Origin of the sequence: Steroidobacter flavus (assembly GCF_042651805.1) — a bacterium.
Lineage (GTDB): Bacteria > Pseudomonadota > Gammaproteobacteria > Steroidobacterales > Steroidobacteraceae > Steroidobacter > Steroidobacter flavus.
Genome location: NZ_JBHSDU010000001.1, coordinates 855,662 through 881,133, shown reverse-complemented (window position 1 = coordinate 881,133; position 25,472 = coordinate 855,662). Strand labels below are relative to the sequence as shown.

Annotated in this window: 24 protein-coding genes; 16 read left to right on the top strand and 8 right to left on the bottom strand. The window is 61.2% G+C overall.

Going from position 1 to position 25,472, the window contains the following annotated elements:
- The first annotated feature begins 7 nt into the window (after positions 1–7).
- From ACFPN2_RS03465 to ACFPN2_RS03430, 8 genes are all read left to right on the top strand, one after another.
- Complete coding sequence (locus tag ACFPN2_RS03465; RefSeq protein ID WP_380594998.1) at positions 8–919, top strand: flagellin N-terminal helical domain-containing protein; 912 nt, start codon at positions 8–10, stop codon at positions 917–919.
- A 12-nt stretch (positions 920–931) separates the two neighbouring features.
- Complete coding sequence (locus tag ACFPN2_RS03460) at positions 932–1,927, top strand: hypothetical protein (protein ID WP_380594996.1); 996 nt, start codon at positions 932–934, stop codon at positions 1,925–1,927.
- Positions 1,928–1,947: 20 nt separating this feature from the next.
- Positions 1,948–2,493 carry a GNAT family N-acetyltransferase gene (locus ACFPN2_RS03455; protein WP_380594994.1) on the top strand — a complete coding sequence of 182 codons (546 nt, stop codon included), beginning with the start codon at positions 1,948–1,950 and terminating at the stop codon, positions 2,491–2,493.
- Positions 2,494–2,573: 80 nt separating this feature from the next.
- The gene (locus ACFPN2_RS03450) at positions 2,574–2,879 is read left to right on the top strand and encodes a hypothetical protein (RefSeq protein ID WP_380594992.1); all 306 of its coding nucleotides are present in this window, start codon (positions 2,574–2,576) and stop codon (positions 2,877–2,879) included.
- Positions 2,880–2,908: 29 nt separating this feature from the next.
- Positions 2,909–4,069: a serine hydrolase domain-containing protein gene (locus ACFPN2_RS03445; RefSeq protein ID WP_380594990.1), complete on the top strand. Its 1,161-nt coding sequence runs from the start codon at positions 2,909–2,911 to the stop codon at positions 4,067–4,069.
- Positions 4,070–4,160: 91 nt separating this feature from the next.
- Positions 4,161–5,324 (top strand): hypothetical protein, encoded by a 1,164-nt coding sequence (locus ACFPN2_RS03440; RefSeq protein WP_380594988.1) that lies wholly within the window; start codon positions 4,161–4,163, stop codon positions 5,322–5,324.
- A 6-nt stretch (positions 5,325–5,330) separates the two neighbouring features.
- Positions 5,331–6,380 carry a hypothetical protein gene (locus ACFPN2_RS03435; protein ID WP_380594986.1) on the top strand — a complete coding sequence of 350 codons (1,050 nt, stop codon included), beginning with the start codon at positions 5,331–5,333 and terminating at the stop codon, positions 6,378–6,380.
- A 135-nt stretch (positions 6,381–6,515) separates the two neighbouring features.
- Complete coding sequence (locus ACFPN2_RS03430) at positions 6,516–6,773, top strand: hypothetical protein (RefSeq protein WP_380594984.1); 258 nt, start codon at positions 6,516–6,518, stop codon at positions 6,771–6,773.
- A gap of 3 nt (positions 6,774–6,776) precedes the next feature.
- On the opposite strand, the gene ACFPN2_RS03425 is transcribed toward ACFPN2_RS03430, so the two are convergent.
- On the bottom strand, positions 6,777–7,154 hold the full coding sequence (locus tag ACFPN2_RS03425; protein WP_380594982.1) for an MmcQ/YjbR family DNA-binding protein: 378 nt from the start codon (positions 7,152–7,154) through the stop codon (positions 6,777–6,779).
- 66 nt (positions 7,155–7,220) lie between these two features.
- Positions 7,221–8,036 (bottom strand): SDR family oxidoreductase, encoded by an 816-nt coding sequence (locus ACFPN2_RS03420; RefSeq protein ID WP_380594980.1) that lies wholly within the window; start codon positions 8,034–8,036, stop codon positions 7,221–7,223.
- Here ACFPN2_RS03420 and ACFPN2_RS03415 point away from each other — a divergent pair.
- Entirely contained in the window at positions 8,035–9,051 is a 1,017-nt protein-coding gene (locus ACFPN2_RS03415; protein WP_380594978.1) for an AraC family transcriptional regulator, read from the top strand. The genes ACFPN2_RS03420 and ACFPN2_RS03415 overlap by 2 nt on opposite strands.
- On the opposite strand, the gene ACFPN2_RS03410 is transcribed toward ACFPN2_RS03415, so the two are convergent.
- Together ACFPN2_RS03410 and ACFPN2_RS03405 are read right to left on the bottom strand one after the other, a co-directional pair.
- Entirely contained in the window at positions 9,048–11,408 is a 2,361-nt protein-coding gene (locus ACFPN2_RS03410) for a TonB-dependent receptor plug domain-containing protein (protein WP_380594976.1), read from the bottom strand. The two genes, ACFPN2_RS03415 and ACFPN2_RS03410, sit on opposite strands and share 4 nt — an antisense overlap.
- 130 nt (positions 11,409–11,538) lie before the next feature.
- Positions 11,539–11,802, bottom strand: a complete 264-nt coding sequence (locus tag ACFPN2_RS03405) for a hypothetical protein (protein WP_380594974.1) — start codon at positions 11,800–11,802, stop codon at positions 11,539–11,541.
- Between the two features lie 140 nt (positions 11,803–11,942).
- On the opposite strand from ACFPN2_RS03405, the gene ACFPN2_RS03400 reads away from it, so the two are divergent.
- From ACFPN2_RS03400 to ACFPN2_RS03390, 3 genes are all read left to right on the top strand, one after another.
- Entirely contained in the window at positions 11,943–13,889 is a 1,947-nt protein-coding gene (locus ACFPN2_RS03400) for an alpha/beta hydrolase family protein (protein ID WP_380594972.1), read from the top strand.
- A 58-nt stretch (positions 13,890–13,947) separates the two neighbouring features.
- Entirely contained in the window at positions 13,948–14,577 is a 630-nt protein-coding gene (locus ACFPN2_RS03395) for an alpha-ketoglutarate-dependent dioxygenase AlkB family protein (protein ID WP_380594970.1), read from the top strand.
- A 114-nt stretch (positions 14,578–14,691) separates the two neighbouring features.
- Positions 14,692–15,852 carry a PEP-CTERM sorting domain-containing protein gene (locus ACFPN2_RS03390; RefSeq protein WP_380594968.1) on the top strand — a complete coding sequence of 387 codons (1,161 nt, stop codon included), beginning with the start codon at positions 14,692–14,694 and terminating at the stop codon, positions 15,850–15,852.
- Here the strand turns inward: ACFPN2_RS03390 and ACFPN2_RS03385 are convergent.
- Positions 15,842–16,546 carry a TetR/AcrR family transcriptional regulator gene (locus ACFPN2_RS03385; protein ID WP_380594966.1) on the bottom strand — a complete coding sequence of 235 codons (705 nt, stop codon included), beginning with the start codon at positions 16,544–16,546 and terminating at the stop codon, positions 15,842–15,844. The genes ACFPN2_RS03390 and ACFPN2_RS03385 overlap by 11 nt on opposite strands.
- A 30-nt stretch (positions 16,547–16,576) precedes the next feature.
- Here ACFPN2_RS03385 and ACFPN2_RS03380 point away from each other — a divergent pair, with 30 nt between their 5' ends.
- The gene (locus ACFPN2_RS03380) at positions 16,577–17,011 is read left to right on the top strand and encodes a hypothetical protein (RefSeq protein WP_380594964.1); all 435 of its coding nucleotides are present in this window, start codon (positions 16,577–16,579) and stop codon (positions 17,009–17,011) included.
- A gap of 64 nt (positions 17,012–17,075) precedes the next feature.
- Here the strand turns inward: ACFPN2_RS03380 and ACFPN2_RS03375 are convergent, their stop codons facing one another.
- Positions 17,076–18,149 carry an alkene reductase gene (locus ACFPN2_RS03375; protein WP_380594962.1) on the bottom strand — a complete coding sequence of 358 codons (1,074 nt, stop codon included), beginning with the start codon at positions 18,147–18,149 and terminating at the stop codon, positions 17,076–17,078.
- 253 nt (positions 18,150–18,402) lie between these two features.
- Here ACFPN2_RS03375 and ACFPN2_RS03370 point away from each other — a divergent pair, with 253 nt between their 5' ends.
- From ACFPN2_RS03370 to ACFPN2_RS03360, 3 genes are all read left to right on the top strand, one after another.
- A complete protein-coding gene (locus ACFPN2_RS03370; RefSeq protein WP_380595305.1) occupies positions 18,403–18,753 on the top strand; it encodes a TfoX/Sxy family protein in 351 nt (116 codons plus the stop codon).
- Positions 18,754–18,945: 192 nt separating this feature from the next.
- A complete protein-coding gene (locus ACFPN2_RS03365; protein WP_380595303.1) occupies positions 18,946–22,242 on the top strand; it encodes a beta-propeller fold lactonase family protein in 3,297 nt (1,098 codons plus the stop codon).
- 496 nt (positions 22,243–22,738) lie between these two features.
- On the top strand, positions 22,739–23,551 hold the full coding sequence (locus ACFPN2_RS03360; RefSeq protein WP_380594960.1) for a pentapeptide repeat-containing protein: 813 nt from the start codon (positions 22,739–22,741) through the stop codon (positions 23,549–23,551).
- Between the two features lie 47 nt (positions 23,552–23,598).
- On the opposite strand, the gene ACFPN2_RS03355 is transcribed toward ACFPN2_RS03360, so the two are convergent.
- Together ACFPN2_RS03355 and ACFPN2_RS03350 are read right to left on the bottom strand one after the other, a co-directional pair.
- On the bottom strand, positions 23,599–24,294 hold the full coding sequence (locus ACFPN2_RS03355) for a UPF0149 family protein (protein ID WP_380594958.1): 696 nt from the start codon (positions 24,292–24,294) through the stop codon (positions 23,599–23,601).
- 301 nt (positions 24,295–24,595) lie between these two features.
- Positions 24,596–25,423 carry a DUF3800 domain-containing protein gene (locus tag ACFPN2_RS03350; protein WP_380594956.1) on the bottom strand — a complete coding sequence of 276 codons (828 nt, stop codon included), beginning with the start codon at positions 25,421–25,423 and terminating at the stop codon, positions 24,596–24,598.
- Between the last annotated feature and the right edge of the window lie 49 nt (positions 25,424–25,472).

The following is a 25,472-nucleotide window of genomic DNA, read 5'->3' as shown; positions in this document are numbered from 1 at the left end:
GCCAGTCATGATGCGCATCTCCAGCACGCAATATCACACCACGATGAACTCGGCCTTGCAGAAGGCGTCCTTCCGTCTGGAGGACATTCTGCAGAAGATGGCCAGCGGCGAAAAATACTCACTGCCCTCCGAGCATCCCGTGACCACGGTGCGCCTGTCGCGCCTGTACCGGGAAGAAGCCGCGCTCGATCAATATCGCGACAACATCGGCGCCTTGCAGAGCCGTCTGACGCAGAACGAGGTTTATCTCACCAGCATGTCGAACGACATGTTGAGTGCCCGCGACCTGTTGGTGTGGGCCGGCGACGGCGCCAATACCTCGGAAGACATTGCCGCCATGGCTGGATCGTTGCAGCCACTGCTCGACAGCATGTTCTATGTGGCGAACAGCTCCGATGCGGAAGGTCGCTACGTTTTCTCGGGCACGGCAGTCGACTCGGCGACCATCACTTACGATCCGGCCGCGCCGATGGGCTCGCGCTACACCTTCACGGGCAACACTGAATCGCAGCGAGTGGCGGTCGGTCCGGGCGTGACGCAGCCTTCGAATGTCACATTGCCGGAAGTTGCGGGCATGCTCAATCGGCTGGAGCAGGCGCTCACGACGTTACAGACCGGCTCTACCGCGAACGATCCGGTGGTGCGCGCCGATATCGAATCGGCGATGGCTTCGCTGGACGATGTGATCGAGAGTATCAGCGGCCGTATCGCGGGCCTGGGCGGCGCGCAGAACATTCTTTCGACGCTGGAGACCAGCCATGCCAACGTCAGTCTGGCGAACAAGCAGGCGGCGTTGACGTTGGGTCAGCTCGACTACAGCGACGCGGCGGTGAAATTGAACGGTTACACGACAGCGGTGCAGGCGACGCAGAAGGCGTACGCGCAGGTGAGCAAGCTGTCGTTGTTCAACGCGATCTAATCTCTCTTTCTCATGCAACTTTCAGTCGTCGATTCAGGCCGTCAGGTTACGTCGCGGGGCGCCGTTGAGAGCGTCTCGCTCACCCGTACTGAATTGCCGGCGCCGGTCGCCAAGGTCGAGCCGGTTGCTCCGACCACGCTGCGCCCCGGGCTCAAATCCTACGATGGCCAGCTGAATCGTCAGGTCTCGGGCGCACAGCAGGCGCTGCAGTTTCTGTCCGAAGCCGATGCGCGACTGCGCGTGCTTCGCAAGGAAATGAACAGCGGCGACGCGGCTGCCGCCATCGAGAAGTTCAATCAGTTCTGGCAGCAGCGCTCGGCCGCGAGCGCGGGCACACTGGACGGCAATCTGAAGTTCAACTCGGACGCGAAGGCGAAGCAGGAATTCTCCGTGCGCGGCCTGAGCTTCGAAACATTGCGTAATGGCGATACCGAAACGCTGAGCTTCGCGGTCGGCAAATGGTCGCGTCAGGCCAGCTCCGTTACGGTCGATCCCACTCAATCCGATGCAGCAATGGTTACCGCGCTGGATCGAGCATTGACTCCCATGGGCGTGCGCGCGACGCGCGATGCGAAAGGGGAGTTGGCGTTTAGTGTCTCGGAAAAGGACTGGCCGCAGATTCGCGACTCGCTTGCCATTCGCGGCGGCGGTCGACGCTTTCCGACCGGTCAGTTCAATCATGTTCGCACCGTGGTGGCGGAGCAGGCGATTCAACCGTCGCAATGGAATGCCGCGGATCCCCGCAAGGCGCTGCAAGACATTTCCCAGGCTCAGTTGCTGATTCGCAAGTCGTACGGCGACGTGCGCGGCGTGTTGGCAGAGGCCGCTCAGAGTATCGATGGCGGCACGGTGGCCGATGCTCGCGGTGCCTACTGGCAAGGCTTCGCGGATGGATTTGCTGACACGCTCGAACGGGCCGACGGCGAAGCGATTACAACGACTGTCCGGACAGTTGCCGGCATTTCCAAGCGTACAGTTTCGTCGTTGCTGGCCGCTCCGCCGACTTAACTTTTGCTAGCATCGGTAGCATGGACTATCGATTGCGGCTGGCAACCCTCGCCGACGAACCCGTTCTTCACGACCTGATCGCGCGCTCCATTCGCGACCTGGGCGCAGACGACTACACGCCGGCACAAATCGAAGCCGCGCTGCTCGGAGCATTCGGCGTCGACACCGCGCTGATTCGAGATCAAACCTACTTCGTCATTGAATCCGACGCCGGCGAGATCGTCGGCTGCGGCGGCTGGAGCCGGCGCAAAACACTGTTCGGCAGCGACACCCGGGAGATCCGGGATGATTCCTATCTGGACCCTGCTGTCGACGCCGCTCGCGTTCGCGCGTTCTTCATCGATTCACGCCACGCCCGTCGCGGGCTGGGACGCATGTTGCTGGATCGCTGTGAAGCCGAAGCTGCGCGGGCCGGCTTCACCCGGTTTGCGTTGATGGCGACGTTGCCCGGCAAACGTCTTTATGAAGTCTGCGGCTATGTCGGCGACCAAACGCTCGAGCATCCATTGCCGGGCGGGTTGAGCATCACCTTTGTGCCGATGACGAAGCAGCGCTCGGCGACCTGAACGGGCGCCCCGGCCCCGCCTGTTACTCATGAAGTAATTGCGCTAGGATCGGCGCGCTCATTCAAGCGCATGGAGGCCGCATGAAGCGCAAATGGCAGCTGCTCGCCAGCATGCTCGTGCTGCTGGTCGGTATTGGTGTATGGAGCGCCAGGGATACATTTGCCACCGCACGCATCGGTACAACCTACGTCGCCAAACAAACCTGCTCGTGCCTGTTTGTCGCCGGCCGTCCTCTCGATTCCTGCCGCACCGATTTCGATCCCGAAGCACTGCGACCGCTCGATGTTGTCATCGGCGGTAGTGCTGTAACAGTCTCGGCGCTCGGCGGCTTGATCTCGTCGCGGGCGCAGTTCGAAAAAGAATACGGCTGCCATCCGGTGAACTGAGGCTCGACTCGAGCGGGAGGGAACTCGCGATGTTGCGATCTCTGTTAGTCACGATGTTGCTGGCCGCACCGTTATCGCATGCGAATGCGCAATTGGTGCCGTTGCCTGCGCAAGCGCCCGACGTGCCCTGGCCGACCACGGAATGGCCGGTCGGCTCGTTGCCAGCGCAGATGGATACAGCAGCGTTCAGCGCCGCGATTGCGGACGCCTTCGATAACCACGCTCCCGGGCTGGGAGAGACGCGCGAGGTCGTCATCATTCGCGGCGGGCGACTCATCTATGAGCGTGCCGCGCCCGGTTACAGCACGAGCATGCGACTGGTCTCGTGGTCGATGGCCAAATCGATCACGCAAGCGTTGGTGGGCGTCGCCGTCGCGCAGGGAAAAATAGATATCGACAAGCCCATGGGCAGCCCGCATTGGAGCGCTGACGATCGTCGTTCGCAGATTCCGTGGCGTCAGTGGCTGCAAATGACGGATGGGCAGCGATATCTCGAGATCGAAGCGAAGGCCATTGCTGAGAGCGACGCCTCGCGAAAGTTGTTCGGTCCGGGTCGTCTGGATGTCGCAAATTACTGCGCCGGCTTGCCGCTGATCCACGAGCCGGGTACGCACTGGAATTACAATTCCTGCGGCATCGTGCTCACAGCGGATGCGCTCACACGCGCCATTGTTCCCAATCCTGCATCGCCGGAACAACGTCGTGCGACGATGATGAAGTGGATGAATGTGAGTTTGTTCGATGTCATCGGCATGAAGCCCCAGCCGGAGTTCGATGCCACCGGCCTGTTGTATGGCAGCGCGTTGATCTATGCATCGGCGCGCGATTTCGCGCGATTCGGTTTGCTCTACCTGCGCGATGGAATGTGGGACGGACGACGGGTCCTGCCGGAAGGATGGGTCGACTTCGCGCGCACGCATGGCACCGGTCAGAACGCCGATATCTATGGCGCGGGCTGGTGGCTCGCACCGAAGGAAGGAGGCGGGCGGCCGTATCCTATCTATGTCGATACGGGACCGGAACGCGACGGCTTCAGCGCGCAAGGCTTCGAAGGCCAGTACACGCTCGTCGTGCCGTCCAAAGATCTCATCGTCGTGCGCCTCGGCATGACGCCGGAGAAGGATCTGCGTTCCGGCGCTTTGAAGGATTGGATGGGGCGCGTCGCGCGGACGTTTCCACCCCCGCCGTAGTCGCCTCGTACCAAGCGGCACTTGAACCGCCGCCCGCGCCTGACTACAGTCCCCGCGCCACGACCGACAAATAACAACACTGCGGGGCCGGGTGGGCGCTCTGATTCAAAACAATCTGGTCCAGAACCATTTGGGTCTGGTCATCGTCAGTGCAGTGATGCTGGTCGCCGCCCTGGTGTTGGCCGCCGTTGCATTGTTAATGCGCAGTGCCGGGCTGTCGCTGCGGCCGGTGGTCTTCATCGGCGTGTTTTTCGCCATTATCTGTGTGCCCCAACTCCTCGGGCACGGGGCGATGGCTCTTTGGCCTAAGGCAAAACCCGCACTCGACGAGGCCGCGATTGCCGGCGTCGGGGCGTTTGCCCGGCCGGAATTGATCTTCGGTACCGAGGTCGATCGGGCTCGTCTGCAGGATGCGCGGGCAGTGTTCGTCGAAGCGTTGAGCGGGGCCGAGGTCGCGCAGCTGTTGATACATTTCAATGGCGAAACGGTAGTCGCTGCCCGATTCGCCGATGAAGAGGCGGCTCGCGTCGGCGCCGCTGCGTTGTGGACGATGTTCTCGCCCAGAAACACCTCCGGCGATGGCACGACGACCTTCGGCACCCGCACGCCCATCGGTGACAAAATTGCGCTTCAACGACTCGGTCGCGCGGTTTTCATGTGGACAGGGCCGGACCGTGCGGCGATTGAAGATCGCATGCGTCAGGCCCGCGTGATGACGACACCGAGCGACGCTCGTCCGGCATGGATTACCGCATTCGACAGCTGGCGCGTGGCGGGTGCGGCCCTCGCGATCCTGGTCATCGTCGCCTCGTTCTGGTTCTTGAAAGGTGCGGCTTGGGCAGGGCGCGTCGAGCCGAGCAGTGTCGTACAAATGCCCGCCAGCGCAGCCGAGCTCGATCAACGTATCGCAACGCTTGCTTCGGCCACGGTGCCGGTCACTCGCCTGAGCGATGGGCGATGGGAGGTGCGGGTCAATTACGACACCACCGGCGAGGTCGGCACGCATCGATATGTCCTCGAGCTCGACGAGTCGAATCATCGAGTCAAGGTGCTCGAGTACCTGGGCAGTCGTGCATCGCCCTCCGGTGAGTACAACTGGAAGTTGCAGATGGGCATCACGTTCTTCCGTCAGGGCCCGGGCCTTGATTTACAACAGATGACGGGGCCGTTGATTCGCACCGTCACCGAGGCCGGCTGGACCTGGCAGCCGTTGCTGTTCGATGCGCCGGGTCCGCTCGCCTGGTTCGTTTCCTGAGGACCTATGCATCTCTATTGGATCGTGGCGCTCGTGATCGGCGGCATTTCCGTGGCCAGCGCGGGCATGTTCTTTGGATCGGGCTCCAAGCGTCAGCCGCTGGCCGAGCTGGGGTTCGTAGATGTGCCGAGCCGCCTCGATCCCTATGCGACCCGGGAAGGCGAGGGCTACGCCTTGTTCTCGTTCGATCAGACGCCGAATTCCATTTTCTTGATGGGCAGCAACCGGCCGGTCTCGGAAGTGCTCGCGATCGCCGCGTGGCATCGAGATAGTCGAGCCGCCGCTTTGAAGTCGTTGACGACTCGCGTCGCCGATCGCACCGACAACATCAAGTGGACTACACAAGGCGAGTACCGCGTCGGCGAAGGCGTGCATGAAGTAAATACCAGCAAGCACGATGCTCGCATCGTCGTGCGTGAATTCCCGGATCGTCAGCTGACGATCGGTCACATGACATGGGTGAAGCGCTCGTTCTCCACTCAAGACCAAATCAAGCTGATCGAAGCGACGGCCGCGAGTTTCGAGCAGCGTGTGCCCGTGGCTGACTATCTGTCGCTCGCGTCGGATCGACCGCGCTTGCTCACGGAGCGGTATCGAGCGGCGTTACGGAAGTTGCTTGCCATGCGCACCGTTCCATACAAAGTGGACGGACCTATCGTCGAGCGCGACGGCACGCTCTACGACTGCTACATCCATTCGCATTGGGGCGAGATGATTACGGCGGTCCATCCGCTCGGCACATTGCCGGCGGCACGCAGCTTCCGCACGCTCAATCCGACCACGCCGCCCAATGTTCCCAACTGGCCGGAGCTGGTGACATTCCAATGGGACGGCGAGGAGTGGGAAGTGGACGGCACGCCGGCGTTATCGTCGCGCATGATCGCGCTGTTGAATGAGCGCCATCACGACCGGACGCGCGCGTATTTCTATGCCGTCGCCTCCGACGCCCCGCAGCCGTTCGAGCCGAAGGAGTTTCGAATCGATTTCCTGTGGCGCGCGATCCCGGGGCTCAACGACCACTTCAAGCGCGGCGATCTGGTGCAGCCCCTGCAATGACGGAGCCGCGTTCAGGCGCCAGTCAGCGGGTCGGGCCAATATAGGAAGGGTGTCCCCATTTCGGGGACCGCACTATGGACAATCGCCCCGGGCGGAGGTACATGTGCCTTCTTTCTTGATGGATGGGCCTGCAACATGAAATTGCCCGCCTTGCTGAGTGTCACTGTATTGCTGGCCGCCAGTCTGGCCGCTCCGAGCTTTGCCGAGGAAAACACGCTCAAAGAAGGCGCCAAGGACGTTGGCCGGGCCGTTGGCACCGCCGCGCGCGAAGTGGGTGACGGTGCCAAGCAGGTTGGCAAGGCCGTCGGCGCTGCCGCCAAAGATGTGGGCGAGGCTGTCAAAGAAGGCGCGAAAGAAGCGAAGCGCGCCATGAAGAAAGAAAAAAGCGAATAACGATCAGCCGCTGAGCTGGGCCGCCAGCGTCTTTGGCGCCGCCATTCGATACGCCTCCACCAGGCAAATCTCCACCTGATCCCAGTCGACCTTGGGCACGTCCAGCCACAGGCCAATCCATCCTTTGCTGGCGACGTACTTGGGCAGATGAAATTGTTCCGGCACGAGCTGCTGGAGTTGCCCCACGAGCAAGGGCGGCGCTTTGCAACTGAGCGCCAGTCGACCGTCGCCATGATGATCGGCGAGGAACCAGCCGAATCTGCGCTGACGAACTTCCAGGCTCAGATGCTCGCCGGAGCGCACGGCTTTGGCTTCGGGCAAGCGCTCGACGATCGCGGCGACCCGGGTGCGGACCTTATCGGCGGAAGGCTTTCGGCTCATGAACGGCACGGCTCCTTGCGAGGGTCTCCGTGCCGGATGGTTACACCGCAGCCTGGGAAATTACAATCAGCCGCCGGTCATCGTTCGCATCCTGCTCATGAAATCGGCTTCGGGAAGCGATTGGCGCAACTGAGCGAGCATGACGCTGTCGGCGCCGGCCGGGTAGCGTAGCTTGTCGTCACTGCTGAGCGCTGCGGCGTAGGTAGCTTCGGCAACATCTGCCTCGGCCGTGTACGCAGTCGGATAATTCTGCATCGACTGGAGATAGCGCCCCGCGAAGGAGGTGTAAGCGGACGGAAGCAGATCGTCCCTGCGACCGCCGGATTTGGCAGCGAAGCTCGTGGTCGGCGCAAAGCCGGGTTGGACGATCTTCACGCGAACGCCGAACTCAGCCAGCTCATGCGCCAGTGCTTCGGAGTAACCCTCGATCGCATATTTGCTCGCGGTGTAGACCGCAACCAGCGGCATCGGCGCGATGCCGACGCTCGAGGTCACATTCACAATCGTGCCCGATCCACGCTCTCGCATGTGAGGGATCACGGCGCGAGCGACAGCCATCACACCGAAGGTGTTTGTTTCGAACACTTGCTGGGTGAGTTCGGCGGGCGTCGCTTCGGCGGCACCGAACAATCCGACGCCCGCATTGTTGACCAGGACGTCGATGCGTCCGAAGCGCGCGATCCCTTTCGCGACGGCCTCTGCGATGCTGTGGGGAGCTGTGACATCGAGTGCGGTCACCAGCAGCCGGTCATGGCTTTCGAACAGCGTCGGGTCGGGCGAGCGCATCGTGGCAATCACATTCCAGCCGCGGGCCAGAAACAGTTTCGCGCTCGCGAGGCCGAAGCCAGAAGAGCAGCCGGTGATGAGGACGGTGTGAGTCATGGATGTCTCCGTGGTTGATGGCGAGACAGTAGCCCCGGCTCGCTGGACGAGCTATAAGAGGCAGTCCAAGTTTCGTTTGCGAGAGTCCGAAATGGATGCGCTGGCCGCTGTCGTCACGCTGCTGAAGCCACAAACCATTTTGTCCAAGGTCGTCCGCGGCGGCGGTCGCTGGGGCATTCGTTATCCCGCGTTCGGGCAACCGAGCTTTGCGTTGGTCATTGCTGGACCGTGCTGGCTCACCGCGGAGAAGGCGCGGCCGACCAAGCTCGAGACTGGCGATTTCATCTTGTTTCCTGCGACGCCCGGCTTTGCGCTGGCCAGCGATCTGCAAGTGAAGCCAAAGCTGCTGAAGATTCCAACCGAGCACGTCGACGAGATCGTTCATGGCGATGTGAGCGTCGCGCCGTCTGTGACGCTGCTCGGCGGCTACTTCGCGTTCGATCCGATCAACGCGTCGATGCTGGTCGATCTGTTACCGCCGATGTTGCACATCCAGGCCAGCGCTCCTGCGAGCCGCAACGTTGCACCCATCGTCGAGCTCATCAAACGAGAAGCGAGCGACAAGCGGCCGGGGCAGGCGCTGGTGCTGACCCGTCTCATCGAGATCATGCTGGTCGAAGCATTGCGCTCGGCGCCGTCTGAGCCGAAATCGGGCGGGTTGCTGGCGGGCCTTCGGGACACGCAGCTCGCCATCGCGTTACGCGGTATTCACATGAAGGCATCGCATCCGTGGACGCTGGATTCCCTCGCGCGTCAGGCGGGCATGTCCCGATCGTCCTTCGCCGATCGATTCGCCCGGATCATCGGCACCACGCCGCTCAATTATTTACTGCAATGGCGGATCGCGGTCGCCAAGAACCTGCTGGCGCATGAGCAGATGTCGGTGGCCGAAACCGCATTGGCGGTGGGTTATCAGTCGGCGAGCGCATTCAGTACGGCGTTCAGTCGGGAAACGGGCACGTCGCCGAAAGAGTTCGTGGCCGCCGTCCCTGGCGGCCGATCCGAGCCTCGCTAGATCTTCTTGTTCAACACCAATGCGACCGTGCGGGGATTCGCAGGTGTGTTCAGCGGGCTATAAGTGAGCACTTCATCTTCGACGCGCGGCGGCTCGCGATCGAACACGTTCGACACGACCAGTGCGATGGAAGAGTCGGCGAGCCATGCAGAGGAGTGCGCACGATCGAAGTTCCAACCGACCGCGATGCTCGCTGTCGTGTAAGAGCCTATGCGAGCGTTCTGTTGTCCCGAGCGCACGTCCTTGAAGCCGGCACTGTGATACACCACCGACCCGAGCGACAACGGGCCGCGCCGCCATCCGAAGGTGCTGGTGAGCGTGAGATCGGTCGGGTTGTAGATGGTCCCGAGTCGCGACGTGGCCGGTACGCCTGGCGTGGTCTGACTTTCCAACGTCAGAATGTATTGGCTTCGCAGCCGCACCGACGCGTCGCCGCCGAGTAGCGGTGTCGCGTAACTCACATCCAGATCGATGCCATCGGTGAATTGCGTGGCGTAGTTCTGACTGCGCGAGTCAGCAACCACGTGCACGTTCGACAGCAGCTCTGCTGGCACCGCGTCCGGGCCGGAAAAGATCTGCACCTCGCCGTTGGCAATGAAGGGCACGTCGGCCGCGAAGATCCGATTGACCTGGGGATTGTTCAGCAGGGCGGCGAGCTGAGTCGTGCTCGGATCGCGAGTCACGAAGATCTGAAAGCCGGGCTCGATGAGCATGTCATCCGGAAAAGGACTGGACACCCGGTCGGTCAATTTCGTGCGGTAATAGCCCAGGCTGATATCGAGCCCGTCGATGAATGCCGGCGAGTAATCGAATCCCGCGGTCAACGTTTCCGCATCTTGCGATTCCAGATCCGGATTGGAGCCGGCGCGAAACATTGCGAGCGCGTAGCCCTGCGGCAGGCGAGGGTCCTGGTTGGCTGGATCCAGATAAGCATCCGGCACCGCCTGGAAGGAAACCTGCTCTGCGACGCCGGCCCGATCTCTCAGCTTGGGAATGAGGAACGATTGGGAGTAGGTGGCGCGCAGGCTCAGATCCTTGGTCACTCCCCAGCGCAGGCCGTACTTCGGCGACACCTGCGAGCCGAGCTTCGAGCCGAAGTCGTCGTAGCGCGCGGCGGTGGAAAGCACCAGCGATTTCATTATCGGAAAGTAAGCTTCGACGAACCCCGACGTTACTTCCGTTTCGCCGCCGCCGTTCGAGAAGAAAATCAGCGCGTCGGTGCGCAGCGTCTCTCGTCGGTACTGCAGGCCGCCGACTGTGCGCATCGTGCCGCCGGGCAGGTCGAACAGTTCTGTTTGTCCTCGTGCTTCGGCGGAGACGAGTCGGTTGTGATGATTGCGACGGGCTTGCAGCGTGCCGCGCCGGCGCGTTTCATTCAACGTTTCGTTCTCGTGATAATCCAGCATCACGTCGAAGAACGTGGCCCGGCCGACTTGCCACTCGAGCGTGCTGTAGAGCGAATAGCCGTCGGACTCGGTGAGGAACGTGCGACGGTTGGCGGGCAGGGTCAGCTGGTAGGAGCTGCGATCGCTGTCGAAGTACATGCCTTCGACGGTGAGCTTGGCCGGACCGAACTGCTGACTGGCGCCCGCGAAAATGCTTTGCACGGTTTCGTCGGGCGTGGCAGTGATTTGATAATCGTTGCTGCCCACTCGCACCGGATCGTCCACGAAGGGCTCGCGATCCTGCCAGGCCGCTGCGCCATAAACATTGCCGCCATCCCAGGTGTGGCCGGCCGCGATGCTGCCTTGATACTCGTCGCGATCGACTTCGGTGGCCGAGGAGCCTCGCAGCCGGATCTCCACGCCGTCGAACTCGCGTCGAGTCACGAGGTTGACTACGCCACCGACGGCATCGGCGCCGTAGTTGGCCGAGGCTCCGTCGGGAACGATTTCGATGCGCTCGATCAGCGCGGCGGGAATGAAGGAGACGGTGGGCGTTTCCGTCATGCCGGCATTGGCCAGGCGTCGACCGTTTAGCAGTGTGAGCGTCGCATCCGAGCCGAGGCCTCGCAGGCTGAAAGCGGAGAAGCCGTCGAACTGATTCTCCGAGACTGCGCCGCCCAGGCCGGTGCCGAATCCGACGCCGGTGGTGGCCGCTTCGCTCAAGTCGCCGATGAAGTTCTGTGGCAGCGTTTGTATGTATTCCGAGAGCGAGCCCAGTCCCGACTGCTCCATCTCTTTGATCGAATAAGTGAACACGGGGCTGGCCACGTACTCCCTGGGCAGGCCGCGCAGGTTCGTGCCCGTCACCACAACTTCCTCGACCTCATTCTCCGGTTCCTGCGCAGAGACTGGATTCAACGTAGCCGACATCACCGCGGCGGCCGCGGCAGAGTTCCTGAAAAACACACGCACAAAAGCTCTCCTCCCAAGCTGACGCTCGGGCTTTAAAAAGACACGCGAGCGCGCTCATGGCCGCGCGCGTTGGAGCGTGCGGACCTTGGCGGTCGCCAATGAATTCAGCGTTGGAAACTAAGTCGCAGGATCACGCGCGAGGTGGGGCGCGGCTGCGATAAGGAGAGACAGTGGTTGCGGAGGGCGGAAACTCGGGCAGCGCGATGGGTTCGAAGGAGGGTGCTACCCACTCGAGCGTCGGCAGCGAGGGCATCGGCCCCGCGCCAGCCTGGAAGCCCGCGCAAACGTGGCAATGAATACTCTGCGTCGACGTCTGGCTGACGGGATCGCTGTTGTGACTATGAGTCGCGAACTCGAGCAGCCAGGCGAACAGCGCGACGACCGCAATGGCCATGAACCGATGTCGGGATCGGCGGTTCAGAGACCAGGACTGCGGGAGAGTTCTCATTGTTTGGGCGCGGGGCAGGCGAGCGACTATATCAGGAGTCATCCGTTTGTATAGAATCGCGCGGTCCCTGCAGCGGGTCGGACACAATGAACGCCAGCACTAACGGAATTAGTCCTCGAAAGTTTCTTTTTCTGTCGCTGTGTCTGTTGGCTGGGGTGACCTCGGCCTACGCCGACACCGCCACGCCGTCGCCCATCGACGCCTTCGCCCGCCTTCCTGCCATTCGCAACGTCGCCGTTTCGCCGGATGGCAAGCAGCTCCTGCTGATCGCCGGCGTCGACGACCAGGAAGCCGTGGCAACCGTGTCCGTCGATTTCAGTGGCGCGCCGAAATTCATCTTCGCATCCAAGCCCGGCGACTACGATCTGAGCTGGTGCGGCTGGGCGAATAACAAACGCATTCTTTGCGGTGTGACGGCGACGGTGCGCGAGGGCACGGTCCTTTACAGTATCTCGCGCATGGTGGGCGTCGATGCCGACGGTGCCAACCAGAAAGTCCTGCTCCAGGAATCCGAAGCAGGGCGCACGCAGTTCCAGGACGACATCCTCGACTGGACCCCGAACGAGCCTGACACGGTGTTGATGGCGCTCGATATGGAACGCACCGGTTACCCGGCGATCTACGAGGTCAACGTAAACAGCGGCCGTCGCCTGATACGCAACCGTGACTACTACCCGATCCGCGGCTATGCCACCGACGGTGCCGGCAACGTCCGCTTCGGCTACGGCTACCGGCGCGACAGCCCGGTGCTGGAATATTTCGCGCGCATGGACAACGAGAAGAAATGGCTGCCGCTCGCCAAAGTCAAAGCGTTCGGCGGCAGTGACGAGCTCGTGCCGATTGCCATTCTTCCTGGTACCAATCGCGCATTCGCGCAGGGGACTTACGAGGGCCGCGATGCGCTCTGGGAAATGGATCTGACGGACCAGGTCGAGCCGAAGCTGGTGTTCTCCCATCCGCATGTCGACGCGTCGGACCCGATTCTCACGCCGGATCGAAAACTGATCGGCATCTATTACGAGACCGATCGGCCGTTCGTGCACTACACTGACGACGCGACGCGAGCGCAGGTCGACGTGATCAATCGCGTGTTGCCGGACACCTTCAATGTGCTCAGCGACTATTCCGACGATCGGAAAGTGTATGTCGTGCGCTCCTATAGCGATGTAAAAGGCCCGACTTACTATCTGTTACGCGCCGGCGACAAGAAGATCTACAAGATCGATACGGCCTATCCGGAGCTCGATCCGAAAACCATCGGTCGTATGCAATCGATTTCATATAAGGCCAGCGATGGCGTGGAGATTCCCGGCTATCTCACAGTGCCGCCGGGCGTGCGGGCCGAGAAGTTGCCGCTGATCGTCATGCCTCATGGCGGCCCGATCGCTCGCGACTCCTGGGACTTCGATTTCCTGCGTGCGTTTCTGGTGAGTCGCGGCTACGCGGTGTTACAGATGAATTTCCGGGGCTCGTCCGGCTACGGCGGCGACTGGTTTCACGCCGCACACCAGGATTGGGGTGGCTTGACCTATACCGACATCACCGACGGCACCAAGTGGGCCATCGAGAAAGGCATCGCCGATCCGAAACGGGTCTGCGTCGTCGGCTGGAGTTTCGGCGGCTACGCGGCGCTGCTGTCCGCCGTTCGTAACAGCGATTTGTATCGCTGCTCGGCGAGCATCGCGGGCGTCAGCGACTTGAAGGATCTATTGGCCGAGGCCCGTGCCTTCAGCAACCGCGCCATCGTGCGGGAGCAGCTCGGTACCAACAAGGACAAGCTCAAGGAAGATTCGCCGTTGCGTCACGTGGCGAACATCTCCATCCCGGTGTTCCTGATCCACGGCGACCGAGACGTCCAGGTGGATGTGGACCATTCCCGCCAGATGGCCTCGGCCCTGAAGAGCGCCGGCAAGCCCCATCAGGCCATCTTCCTCAAAAACGCCGGTCATCAGCTGAATCGAAAGTCCGATCGCGTGACGTTGCTGACGGAGTTGGAGAAGTTCCTGGCACAGAACCTGGGGACGGGGAGCTGAGAGGATCGGGTGCATCCTCCACGTAGAGGATTCCTTCGGCTTGCGCTAGTGTGCGCGGGTGACCCAAGACCTGTTCGCGAGCGGCGGCCTGGACCTGCTCGATATTCCAGACGCCGAAATCTATTACGCGCCGCGCGTTGATTTTGGCGCGGCGCCCGACTTCGTTCTAAAACAGCTCATCGAGCAGATTCCCTGGCGCAGCGAGGTCATCAATCTTTGGGGTAAGGAATACCAGCAACCCCGTCTGGCCGCGTGGTTCGGAGACGCGGGCGCGCGTTACACCTACTCGGGATTGTCGCTCGAGCCATTGCCGTGGACCGATTTGCTGTCGACGCTGAGAAGTCGCGTCGAGGCGTTGTCTGAAGCTTCCTTCAATAGCGTGCTTCTGAACTACTACCGGGATCATCGCGACAGCATGGGCATGCACAGCGACGATGAGCCGGAGCTGGGACGGAATCCAACGATCGCGTCGCTGAGCTTCGGTGAGCAGCGAACGTTCGTCCTGAAACACAAATTCAAGAAGGATCTGAAGTCCGTTCAGCTGACGTTGGAGTCGGGCAGCCTGCTGCTGATGAAAGGCGCGACTCAGCATCATTGGAAACATGGAATCAACAAGCTCGCGCGCCCGTGCGGCCCGCGGGTGAATCTGACTTTTCGGCAGATACTGGTGTCGACAGGGGCTACATAGCGGTCGCTCCGCATCGTTGCTCCTTAACTCAATGTCCTGAGGAGACTTTGTTTCTTTTGCTGTGGCACACGACTTGCTGCGGTACGCGGCGTTCTCATCAGCTCCAAGGAACGCATGAGCGCTCGGCACGGAAAGATTCGAACCTCGGCTCTTCTCGGTTTGGCGATCGCGACGTGTCTCGCGTCGGCGGCCAACGCAACCATCATCTACACCGGCCCGACGACCTACGTCATCAACACGACGGTCACCGACAACATCATCGTCAATAACAGCGCTGCCGTCCTCAACGTGCAGTCGGGCGGCGTGGTGCAGGGAGTGAACGATCCGACGTTGCTCGGCGCAGTGCGCACTCAAGCCGGAACGTTGAACGTCTCCGGCAACGGCCGGATCGAGGCAGGCGTCGGCCAGGAAGTGGCGATCAGCATGCGCGGCCAACCTGCAACCGTCAGGCTGTCCGATCAAGCGACCGTGAATGGCAATGTCGTCATGGATTACACCGTCGGTACCCACCTGATCGTGCAAAACCAGGCCACGATCAACGGCAACGTTCGCTACGCCGGCTACATCGATCTGCACGATCAGGGCCGCATCAACGGCAATATCGTCAATGCCGAGAATGGCAGCATCCGACTCAACATGACCGGTGGCGAAGTCGCGGGCGCCGTTTCGTTCGGCGGCTTGAACGACTATGCATTCAACATGTCAGGCGGTGCGATTCTCGGTGGATTTCGCGGCGCTGCCGGGCTCGTCGACCTGTCGATGACGGGCGGCTACATCGCCAACGGATTTCGCACCGGCGACGATGTCGACGGCACGATCAGCGGTGGCAAGATCGACGGTGGCATGGAGTTCTACGGCAATACCAGCAGCGGTAGCAGTCTGGACGTGACGGGCGGGCGCTTCGATACGGTGGCGGGCGATTATCTGTTCTCGATGTCGAACTCGTTGAGCTGGAGCTCGTCGGCGGCTTCGCTCGACATTTTCGGCGGTCAGTGGGGCTACAACGAAGCGGGTCTGGGTTTTTTCTTTGACGACCTATCGAACTTCAGCGTGACCGGCTGGGATCTCACCTTCGTCAACGGCTTGTTGAGCGGCTACCTGCTCGACGGCAACTGGTTCAGCAATCGATTCACCTTCGGCACCGACTGGACCGGCACCTTCACGATCAACAACGTTCCTCACAACGTGCCCGAGCCGGGCACGCTCGGGTTGTTGCTCGCGAGCGCGGCGGGAATGATGTTTGCTCGGCGGCGTCGCGAGGCTGCTACTTCGTAAATCGTCTCACTGCATCGGTCACGGCTTGCCAGGTGAGCTCTTCGACAGCCTTGGCGCCGCGGCCGTGTATCGCGAGCAAGCGGTAAAATTCCGGGCCGGTCAGCGCGTACAACACGTCGACGAGATCGGCGGGGGAGCGCACAGCGCTGATTCGCTCCACGATTGCGGTCAACAACTTGCGTCGGCGTTCCGCGCGCTCGCTCAGCATGGTCGCGACTTCCTCGTCCAGCTGACTGAATGCCGTGAACTTCGGCATGCTCTGCGCATGCATTCCCCAAAACTTCGCAAAGATCGCTACGGCGCGCCGTAGCGCCTTCTCGGGATCCGGTTCTGAAAAGACTTGCGACAGCTCGAACAGCCCGCCTTTCTGGGCGATGTCATCGAAGATCGCTGCCAGCAACACGTGCTTCGATTCGAACTGATTGTAGACCGTCGCGCGCGTGACGCCCGCTTCGCGAGCCACAGCGTCGATCGAGAACGCCGGCATTCCCTTGCCGCCGTTCAGTAGTTTCCGTCCCGCCTCGATCATTCGTGCCCGTCCTTCATCAACCGATGCCGCGCGCACGTCGCTGCGATAAGTCCTGCGTTTCGACTTGACTGCCATAAAATTAGTTATACAGTGTGTATATTCAATTCGCCATTCGAGGGACCCATGGCCACCGTCACGCTCCTGCTGCTCGCCCGCGTACTTCACATTCTCGGAGGAGTCATTTGGGCGGGCTCAATGTTTGCGCTCTCTTTCGCCATCATACCGCTCGGTGCGAATCATGCCGATGCGGGCGCCGGTCGCTGGTCCGGGTTGGTCGCGCGTCGCTTGGGGCCCGCGTCGGGAATCGCCGCGCTGGTCACCGTGCTGTCTGGAATCTATTTGTTCGCCACGCTTCATTCCGGCGACACGTCGGCCGCTGGCATCGTGCTCGGGTCCGGCGCGATCGCTGCTGTGCTGTCGTTTCTCGTCGGCGTTCTGATCGGCCGACCGGCGGGAATGCAAATGGCGAAGCTGCAAGGTGAGGCGTCGAAGTCGGCAGCGGATATGGCACAACTTGCAACGCTCGGTCGCAGGGCTGCTTTGAGCTCGCGCGTCTCGGGCATGTTGCTTGGACTCGCGGTGTTGTCGATGGCGGTCTTTCGTTATGCACCGGCGCTCGTTGGGACTTAACAGTGCGCACTCCAGCTGGAGTGTGTCGGGGCGAGTTCGCTAGCCCCGACTCGCTCGTTTGGCGTTACGCGGCGTAGTCCGTGTAGCCTTTCTCGTCCGAGGTGTAGAAGGTGTTCGCGTCCGGCGCTTGCAGGGAGGCGCTGGCCTTCAGCTTCTGGACCAGGTTCGGATTGGAAATAAACGGGCGGCCAAAGGCCACCAGGTCGCCACGCTGTTCGTTCAGATCTGCCGTCGCACGGACTGCGTCGTAGCCGCCGGAAAGAATGTAGGTGCCCTTGAACGCTGCGCGCAGCTTCGCTTTCAACTCGGGGCTGACTGGCGGGGCGCCCATCGAGCTGTGATCGACGATGTGGATGTACAGCAGTCCCAACGCATTCAAGCGATCGATGAGCTGTAGATAGACGTCGTCTGTTTGCGCATCCGGCGTGCTGCCGTTGAATACACCGTACGGGGACAAGCGAATGCCCACGCGGTCGGCGCCTATAGCTTCGGCGCTAGCCTTCGCCACTGCTTCCACGAAGCGGATGCGGTTCTCGACGCTGCCACCCCAACGATCGGTTCGCTGGTTGGATGCGACGTTCAAGAACTGTTCGAGCAAATATCCATTGGCACCGTGCAGCTCCACACCATCGAAGCCGGCTTGAATCGCCAGCTTGCTCGCGGTTGCGAACTCGGCGATGGTGTCCGCGATATCTTTTTCGCTCATGACTTCCGGCGTGGGGAAGGGCTGTTGACCGCTCTGATCGGTCCACATCTCGCCGGGCGTCACGATTGCGGACGGCCCGATGACTCGCGCGTTTTTAGGCAAGTTGAGCGCGTGCGAGACGCGACCTGTGTGCATCAACTGGACAAAGATTTTGCCGCCGGCACTATGAACGGCGTCTGTGACTGTTTTCCAACCGGCGACCTGCGCTTCATTGAACAGCCCCGGAATGCGCGCGTAACCCAAACCATTGGGCGAGGGCGACGTTCCCTCGGTGATGATCAAACCGGCGCCGGAACGCTGGCGATAATAGGTCGCCATCAATTCGTTCGGCACGTTGCCGATCGCGCGGCTGCGAGTCATGGGCGACATGACTACGCGATTTTTCAAATGAATCTGGCCGAGTTGCACCGGCGTGAACAGAGAATTCGTCATGAGCATTCCGTCGTCGTTGTCGCCACGATGTGTGGTTCGTCACGACGATAGCAGCTGGCCGGATTCGGAAAGCCGGCGTCGCGGGAATAAGTTTCATGTCTGGGGCGAGGGGAATCCTCCCTGCGGAGGATTCGTGGCTTTGTGAAGTCGGTCTTGTTAGTGACGATGCGATAGAATTTAGCAGTGAGCACTCCAGCTGGAGGATTGTGTGGCGTTCGATGAAGGCTTGGCCGAAAGAATTCGTGACGTGTTAATGAAGACGCCGCGTATCACTGAGCGACGCATGTTCGGCGGCGTCGCGTTTCTCGCCGACGGCCACATGTTCGTCGGCATCATCGGCGACGTGCTCATGGCGCGCGTCGGCCCCGAGGATTACGCCGCAATGTTGAAGCGTAAGCATGTGCGTGAGATGGACTTCACGGGGAAGCCGATGAAGGGGTATGTGTATGTTGATCCGGCGGGGATTGCGGGTGATGAGGAGTTGGAAGAGTGGGTGATGCGGTGTCGGGGGTTTGTGAAGACGTTGCCGCCGAAGCATGAGAATGAACCGGTGCCGAAGGGCAAGAGCGGAGGGAAGCCGAAGCGCAGCGGAAAGTCACAGTAATGGGGGCTGAGCGCTCGCGTGGCGGACGAAGCGGCACTTTCACCTGATACTCGATGACCGATTTTTGCGACCGCTGCACGGCCGCGGCCGAGAAATGTCCGGTAAGGTTCGTCGGACATAATTGCGGCACGATTTCCCAATGGAAAGCGAGCCCGCGCGGCAACGAAGTTACGGAATAACTGAGTGAAGTGGATGAAGCGTGCGTGCGCGGCTGCAGCCTGCGCTGTTCTGGTCTTTCTTACGGCCTGCCATCGAGATCCGCAACGACACTCTGACGACGGGGCGCCGCCACCACCGCCGCCGCAGAATTACACGGTCGGCGGGTCGGTCACTGGCTTGTCGGGCGCAGGGCTGGCGCTGCGAATTGACGACGGGGAAACGCTCGCCATCTCGAGCAACGGCACTTTCACATTTCCCACGGCGCTCACCGCAGGAACTTCGTTCAACGTAGCAGTGGCCGCGCAGCCGGCGAATCCTGCGCAAATCTGTACGGTCACGAGTGGGGCTGGCACGATCACGGCGGACGTTACAACCGTGGCGGTCGTGTGCGCGACGAGCGCCCACACACTCGGTGGCACGGTCAGTGGCTTGGTCGGTACTGGGCTGAGTCTCGCGAGCGGCACCGGTGAGAACTTATCGATCACCGGTGACGGCGAGTTCGTCTTCCCGACTGAAATCGCTGATGGCGCCGCCTACAATGTAACCATCGGTTCGCAACCTGCTGCGCCAGCGCAGACATGCACGCCGACCCATGGCAGCGGCACGATCACGGCCGATGTCAATAACGTCGCCATTGCTTGCACGACCAACATCTACCGGATCGGCGGATCGGTCAGCGGGTTGATCGGCAGCGGGCTGGTGTTGCAAGTCAACGGCGGTAACGATCTGCCTATCACCGCCAATGGCGCGTTCAACTTTATGCCCTCATTCATTGACGGCGAGTTGTACACGGTCGGCGTGTCGATACAGCCGAGCGGTCCGCTGCAAACCTGCGTGGTCGGCGCGGGCAGCGGCACGATCAGCGCCAGCGATGTGAACGTGAATGTCACGTGCACCGTGGATCAATTCACCGTTGGCGGAGTGGTCTCAGGGCTCGTCGGTCACGACATGGTGCTCAATAATGGCACCGAGCAACTCACCGTCGATGCGAACGGCGGCTTCACGTTCCCGACGGCGCTCGATGTCGGCGCGAGCTACGACGTTACCATCGACCACAGCCCCGGCGCGCCGGCGCAGCGCTGCGTCGTTGCCAACAGCGGCGGCACGCTCGGCGCGGCGAATGTGACCAACGTTTCGGTCACTTGCCAGCCCCCGATGTACTCGACGTTCATGCTTACCGCGAACGCCGCAAACGATTCGGTGTCGCTGCTAGCGGTGAACGCCGATCGTAATCTGCTTTGGCGCCGATCGGCGGCGGCGGGGGACACGCCCGCGGACGTGGCGATCTACAAAGGCGGCGGCCTCAAGCATTTCGCCTATGCGGCCAACTACAACTCGAACAACGTTTCAGCGTTCTCGTACGATACACGCGAGGGCACGCTGGAAGCGGTCCCTGGCGGCACGTACTACAGCGGCGACGCTCCACGGAAAATGACTGTGCATCCGACGCGGCCGTTTATTTACGTCGCCAATCAGGTGGGCTTCGACGTGCGGATGTTCAGTATCGACGAAGCAACCGGCGCATTGACCGACCGCGGTGCCATCCCGCTCGCCGCGGCCACGGTTCAGATCCTGATCGAACCGACCGGACACTACGCGTACATCCTCGCGGATCAAGTGGCATCGACGTTGCGCACCTACTCGATCGATCAGACCACGGGCGTGCTTGCTGAAGTTCCGAGCAGCGCGTATCCGATGCCTGAGCGCAGCGGTGGCATGACGTTCGATGGCGAATCCCGTCATTTGTATGTGTTCAATCCCACCACGGACACGATCCACGCTTACGCGCTGGATGCGGCGAGTGGCCGACCGCAGCCGATCGCGGGCAGCCCCTTCGCGACGGGCGGCGCCGATTTGAATTTCCTGGCGCTGCATCCGAACGGGCGGCTCATCTATGCGGTACCGCCTGCGTCGTTACGACGCGAAGAGGGCATCACTGTGTTTTCTCTCCAGGCCAACGGAGCGCCGCGCCGAGTGGCGGGCAGCCCCTTCGCCAGCGGTGCCGATGCCGAGACCGCGCAACTGGATCCCACCGGGCGTTATCTCTATACCAACGAATTCAAAATGCCCGGGTGGCTGCTGCACAAGTACGCCGTCGACACGGCAACGGGTGCGTTGACTTCGCATGCCGCAACTCCAATCGACAATGCGTCGAACACGGAACCGCCGCTGTTCGATGCGACCGGCGAGCGTCTTTATCAGATCGGCAACGGCTCGATCCTCACGTATGGCATCGATCATGCGACGGGTGCGTTGTCTTCATCGAATTGGGGCGTGACGCACGCCGGCTCGGGGACGTTTGCTCTGGCGATCGATACGGATAGTGCGCCGCTGACATTCGTCTCCGACACCGTCGTGACCAGCAGCCAGTTCGACAACCGGGTGTCGTCCTTCCGTCTGTCGGCGAATGGCGCGCTCGCGCTGGGCTCGATTGAGTCGGAGGCTAACCCGACAGGCATCACTCTCGATCCTGCGGGGCGTGTCGCTCACGTGATGGGACCCGGCTTCGGCGTGTCATTGTTCGGGATCGATCCTGGCACGTCCGGCCTGACGAACTTTGGTTACGATCTGCCGGTCTCGACGCCCGCCCCGGCGGTCTTCTCTTCAACCGGCCGCTACGCCTATGTAGCGAACAAAAGCTCGACGACGTTGCGCACCTATCTGATGGATCCCGCGACGGGCGACTGGGAGGGGACGTCGCTGCCGACTGTGACATTGTCGACTGCGGTGGAACAGGCGATGGTTCATCCGAATGGCCGCTTCTATACTCGCCCGATCGCGGACGGCACAGCGAACGAATCGCGCATGTACTACTACCCGATCGATTTCGCCACGGGCGCGGTCGCCTCGGGCGGCAACTATGCCGAGCTCAGCGGCCCTATGGGCAGCTGGGCGCTGCACCCGTCAGGCAATTTCATGTATGTGGTGAAGCCAGCAGACAATGTGATTCAGACGTACAGCGTCGCACCAGGGGGCTACCTGTTACCCCTGGGCGCGGATATCCCGTTCGTTGCAAACGGCGAAAACGCTCTCGAGATGGATCCTCGCGGTCGTTTCCTGTTCGCCCTCAAGTCAACGGGCTACGTAGAAACGTTTGCTATCGGCGCGGACGGGCGGCTCACTTCGCTTGGAGCGCCAAACGTAGCGCGGGCCACGGCGATGGCCACCGACTTGAGCGGTAACTATCTGGTTGTGGCGGACGGCGGCTTCAATCGAGTGACGGTCTATCGCATCGGTGCGGACGGTACGCTGACTTATCGGGATTTCCAGTCCACGCCGTTGGCGGCGGGCGGTGTGCATGCGGTGAAGGTGTCGGGGCGGCTGCAGTGAGGGAGCTTGTTTCCGCGGCCGGTGTTCCGTGGTGATTTCCGCGGGATCCTACGCGCGTGTTACCGCATAACTAACGCGGGGCTCCCAATGCTGATTGCGCGTAAGTTGCTTGTTTTCTTCTGGACACAACGGCCTTACGGAGTAATATAACGACCGGGCCTAGCCCACGAGGTCTTCGTAAGAGGGCCGCCTCAAAGGCTCAGACACTGTCTGGGCCTTTGTTGTTTCTAGCGTCCGCGTCGATGTTGGCGTACAAGTTAAAAGCAACTGTATTTCGATCCACACAGAAGCCGTCGCGAGGGGCGGGCCGCTGGTACTCAAGTCATCGTAGTATCGAGCGAGTCTGACGCGCAGTTTACGATCTATTTCCCGCCACATACTTCGCCGCGCGCTCCACGGCCTAGCAAACGCGGTCTGGCACGGGTGCGAGCGTCACAATTGAATGTTGCGGCGGTCAGCGGTATACCCGCTGCAACACCGTCAAGAGGCACGCCGGATGTTCATCTCTTCGCGAGCCGGTCGGCGATATGTGGCGTTGGTGTGCGTGATCTTCGCGGGCGCCACCTTCGGTGCGGAGTGGGAGGGCTACGAGCGGCTCAATCGTGAGCAGTTGCTCGAAATCCTCGACGGTTCGCATGCCGGCGTGAAGCCCGAAGTCACCGCCAAGAATCTGATCGACGTTGATCTGTCGGGAATCGACTTTCGCGGTGCCAATCTCTCGGCCTCGGTGCTGAATGGCGCGAACCTCAGTCGCGCCACACTCGATAAATGCAATCTCACGGTCAGCTTCCTGGAGGGTGCCAATCTGTCGGGCGCCTCGCTGCGTGAGGCGATGCTGTTTTCGTCACAGCTCGCTGGCGCGAAGCTGATCGGTGCCGATCTCACCGGCGCGCGTTTGATCGGGGATCTGCGCAAGGCCGATTTGTCCAACGCGCAACTGGTTCGCATGAACGCCGCGCCGGACATGAAGAATCAGTCGATGGGGCTGATGCGCGCCAACATCGTGAGCGCCAAGGCCATCGAGGCGGACTTCTCCGACTCGGATTTCTCGCGCACCGATTTCAGCTTTTCAGATCTGAGCCGCGCGAAGATGCTGCGGACCAGGCTTTTCCGTGCCGACTTCAGCGGCGCCAATCTTTCGGGCGCCGACCTTTCTGGGGCAGACCTGCGCGATGCAGTGTTCAACAACACTGATCTCTCCGGGGTGAACCTGACCAACGCGGATCTCACGGGCGCAACTGCTCGAAACGTTCACGGGCTCGACACTGCGACGACCACGGGCGCGCGTGGTCTGCCGAAGAACGAATAGTGCCGCTACGGAATCGCTTGCGAGCTGGAGTGCGGGCAGCGATGCGATCAATGCGTTCGCGTCAGACAGCATTGCTTATATTTCTTGCCACTACCGCACGGGCACGGTTCATTGCGGCCGGTCTTCGGCTGGCCACGCACGAACGTCGATGCGGCCGCTTGCGTGCGCATCGGCGCGAAGTAGCGATACATCTGCACGATGCCCGCTGTCATTGCTTGCAGCAGCTCTGTTCGCTTTTCGGGTGACGGGGACTCGAAACGCGATTTCGGATCCGGATCGTTCTCATGCGCCAGCGCCATCATCGGGACGATCGAGCCGGCGCGCTCCTCGTCGTACAGGAACGTCTGCCAGCTGGCGGCTCGCAGGCTTACGCCATGCATGAAGCCTTTCGCCCATTCGTTACCGAGCGCCTGGCCGTTGTCATCGACCAGGACGATCGGGACGTAGATGTCGTCGCGCTGGAGCGTCCTTGCAATGGAGTTCCAGTGCCGCGTGAACAGGCTCATGATGGTCTGCGCCTGCTCGATCGAGTCGAACGCTGGGCCATGCTCTTCCGGATCGCCGCCGCCGAGGATGTGCGGCCAGTATTCGCTGGGCATGACGAGTTCCGGCCCGACCACCAGGGCGCAGAGGAATCCATCCATGCGCTCGATGTTCATCGCCGTTGGGCTGGGGAGATCGTCGAGGAACTCGGTAAGTTGGTCGAGCTCGTCGTCGGAGAGCGGGGTGCTGAGGGAGGCCATGGGGGCGGAGTTTACGTCATTTGGGGGGCGCTACCGAGGGTGAAGCGCTTCAAGATTTGCCGCAGCGATCCACGCGTCGAATGCGCGCATTCCGACGCATCGGCGCGTGGTTCTGCGGGATGCTGTGCGCGTGTTGCCGCGTAACTGACGCGGCTCTCCCAATGCTGATCCACTGGAAGTCGATTGATTTCTTGTGGACAGAAAGACATGGCGAAGTAATATAACGATCGGGCCTAGCCCACGAGGTCTTCGTATGGGGGCCGCCTCAAAGGCTCAGACATTGTCTGGGCCTTTGTTGTTTCTAGCATCCGCGTCGATGTCGGCGTACAAGTTCAAAGCAACTGTATTTCGATCCACAAACATCGAGCTGCGACGGGGAAAGTCGGCTCTCGATCAATCGACTAGAGGATTGCAGCGCGACATAGGGGCGGTTCCGTGGCTCGTAGCCGGCGAGAGCGATTGGCCAGAGATACAGATCAGCGACCTGAGCCATCGGTGACGATTTGGTCTTGAACCGAATTTCATGGAGCGTCTCACTCAATCCCTCAGCGGTGAGTGGCGAATATTGCGCTGGCGAGGTCCTTGCGAAGGGCGGGCCGCTAGTCCGCAAATCGTCGTAATATCGGACGAGTCTGTCGTCATCAACTTTGCTGGTTCGCTCCGGCAATACGCGCAGTTTACGATTCATTTTTCGCGCGTATTTCGCTGCGCGCTCCACGGCAATGGCAAACGCGGTCTGGCATAGATGCCATTGCCGGTGGCCGTATTGCTCGCGATACCGAGCATCGTACCCTGGGCGATCAATGACACATGCCAGGCCAAGAATATCGAGCGACAGCAAGGTTCGACTCAGATCGCGCATGAATTTCTCGCGCTCGAATCGATCGCGAGCGAGCCAGGAAAATCGCTCCTGACGATGGCGAATTTCAACAGAGTGCAGCGGATAGGTGATGGACCATCGCGTGCAAAAATCATCGTACAGCTTGCGAGCTGTTGCTTCGACCTCCTCATTGATGAGCACGCCTCCAAGAGCAAAGAATTCACGAGCGTTCTTGTTGTAAGGCAGGGGCTCTCGATTCGGCGCACGTGTTCCTGAATCGTCCATGTAGAAGTTTACAATCCGAGACACACAGTACTCCTAAGTTCGGCCGGTCCATTGGCCTCCCTAAAGAGTAGCG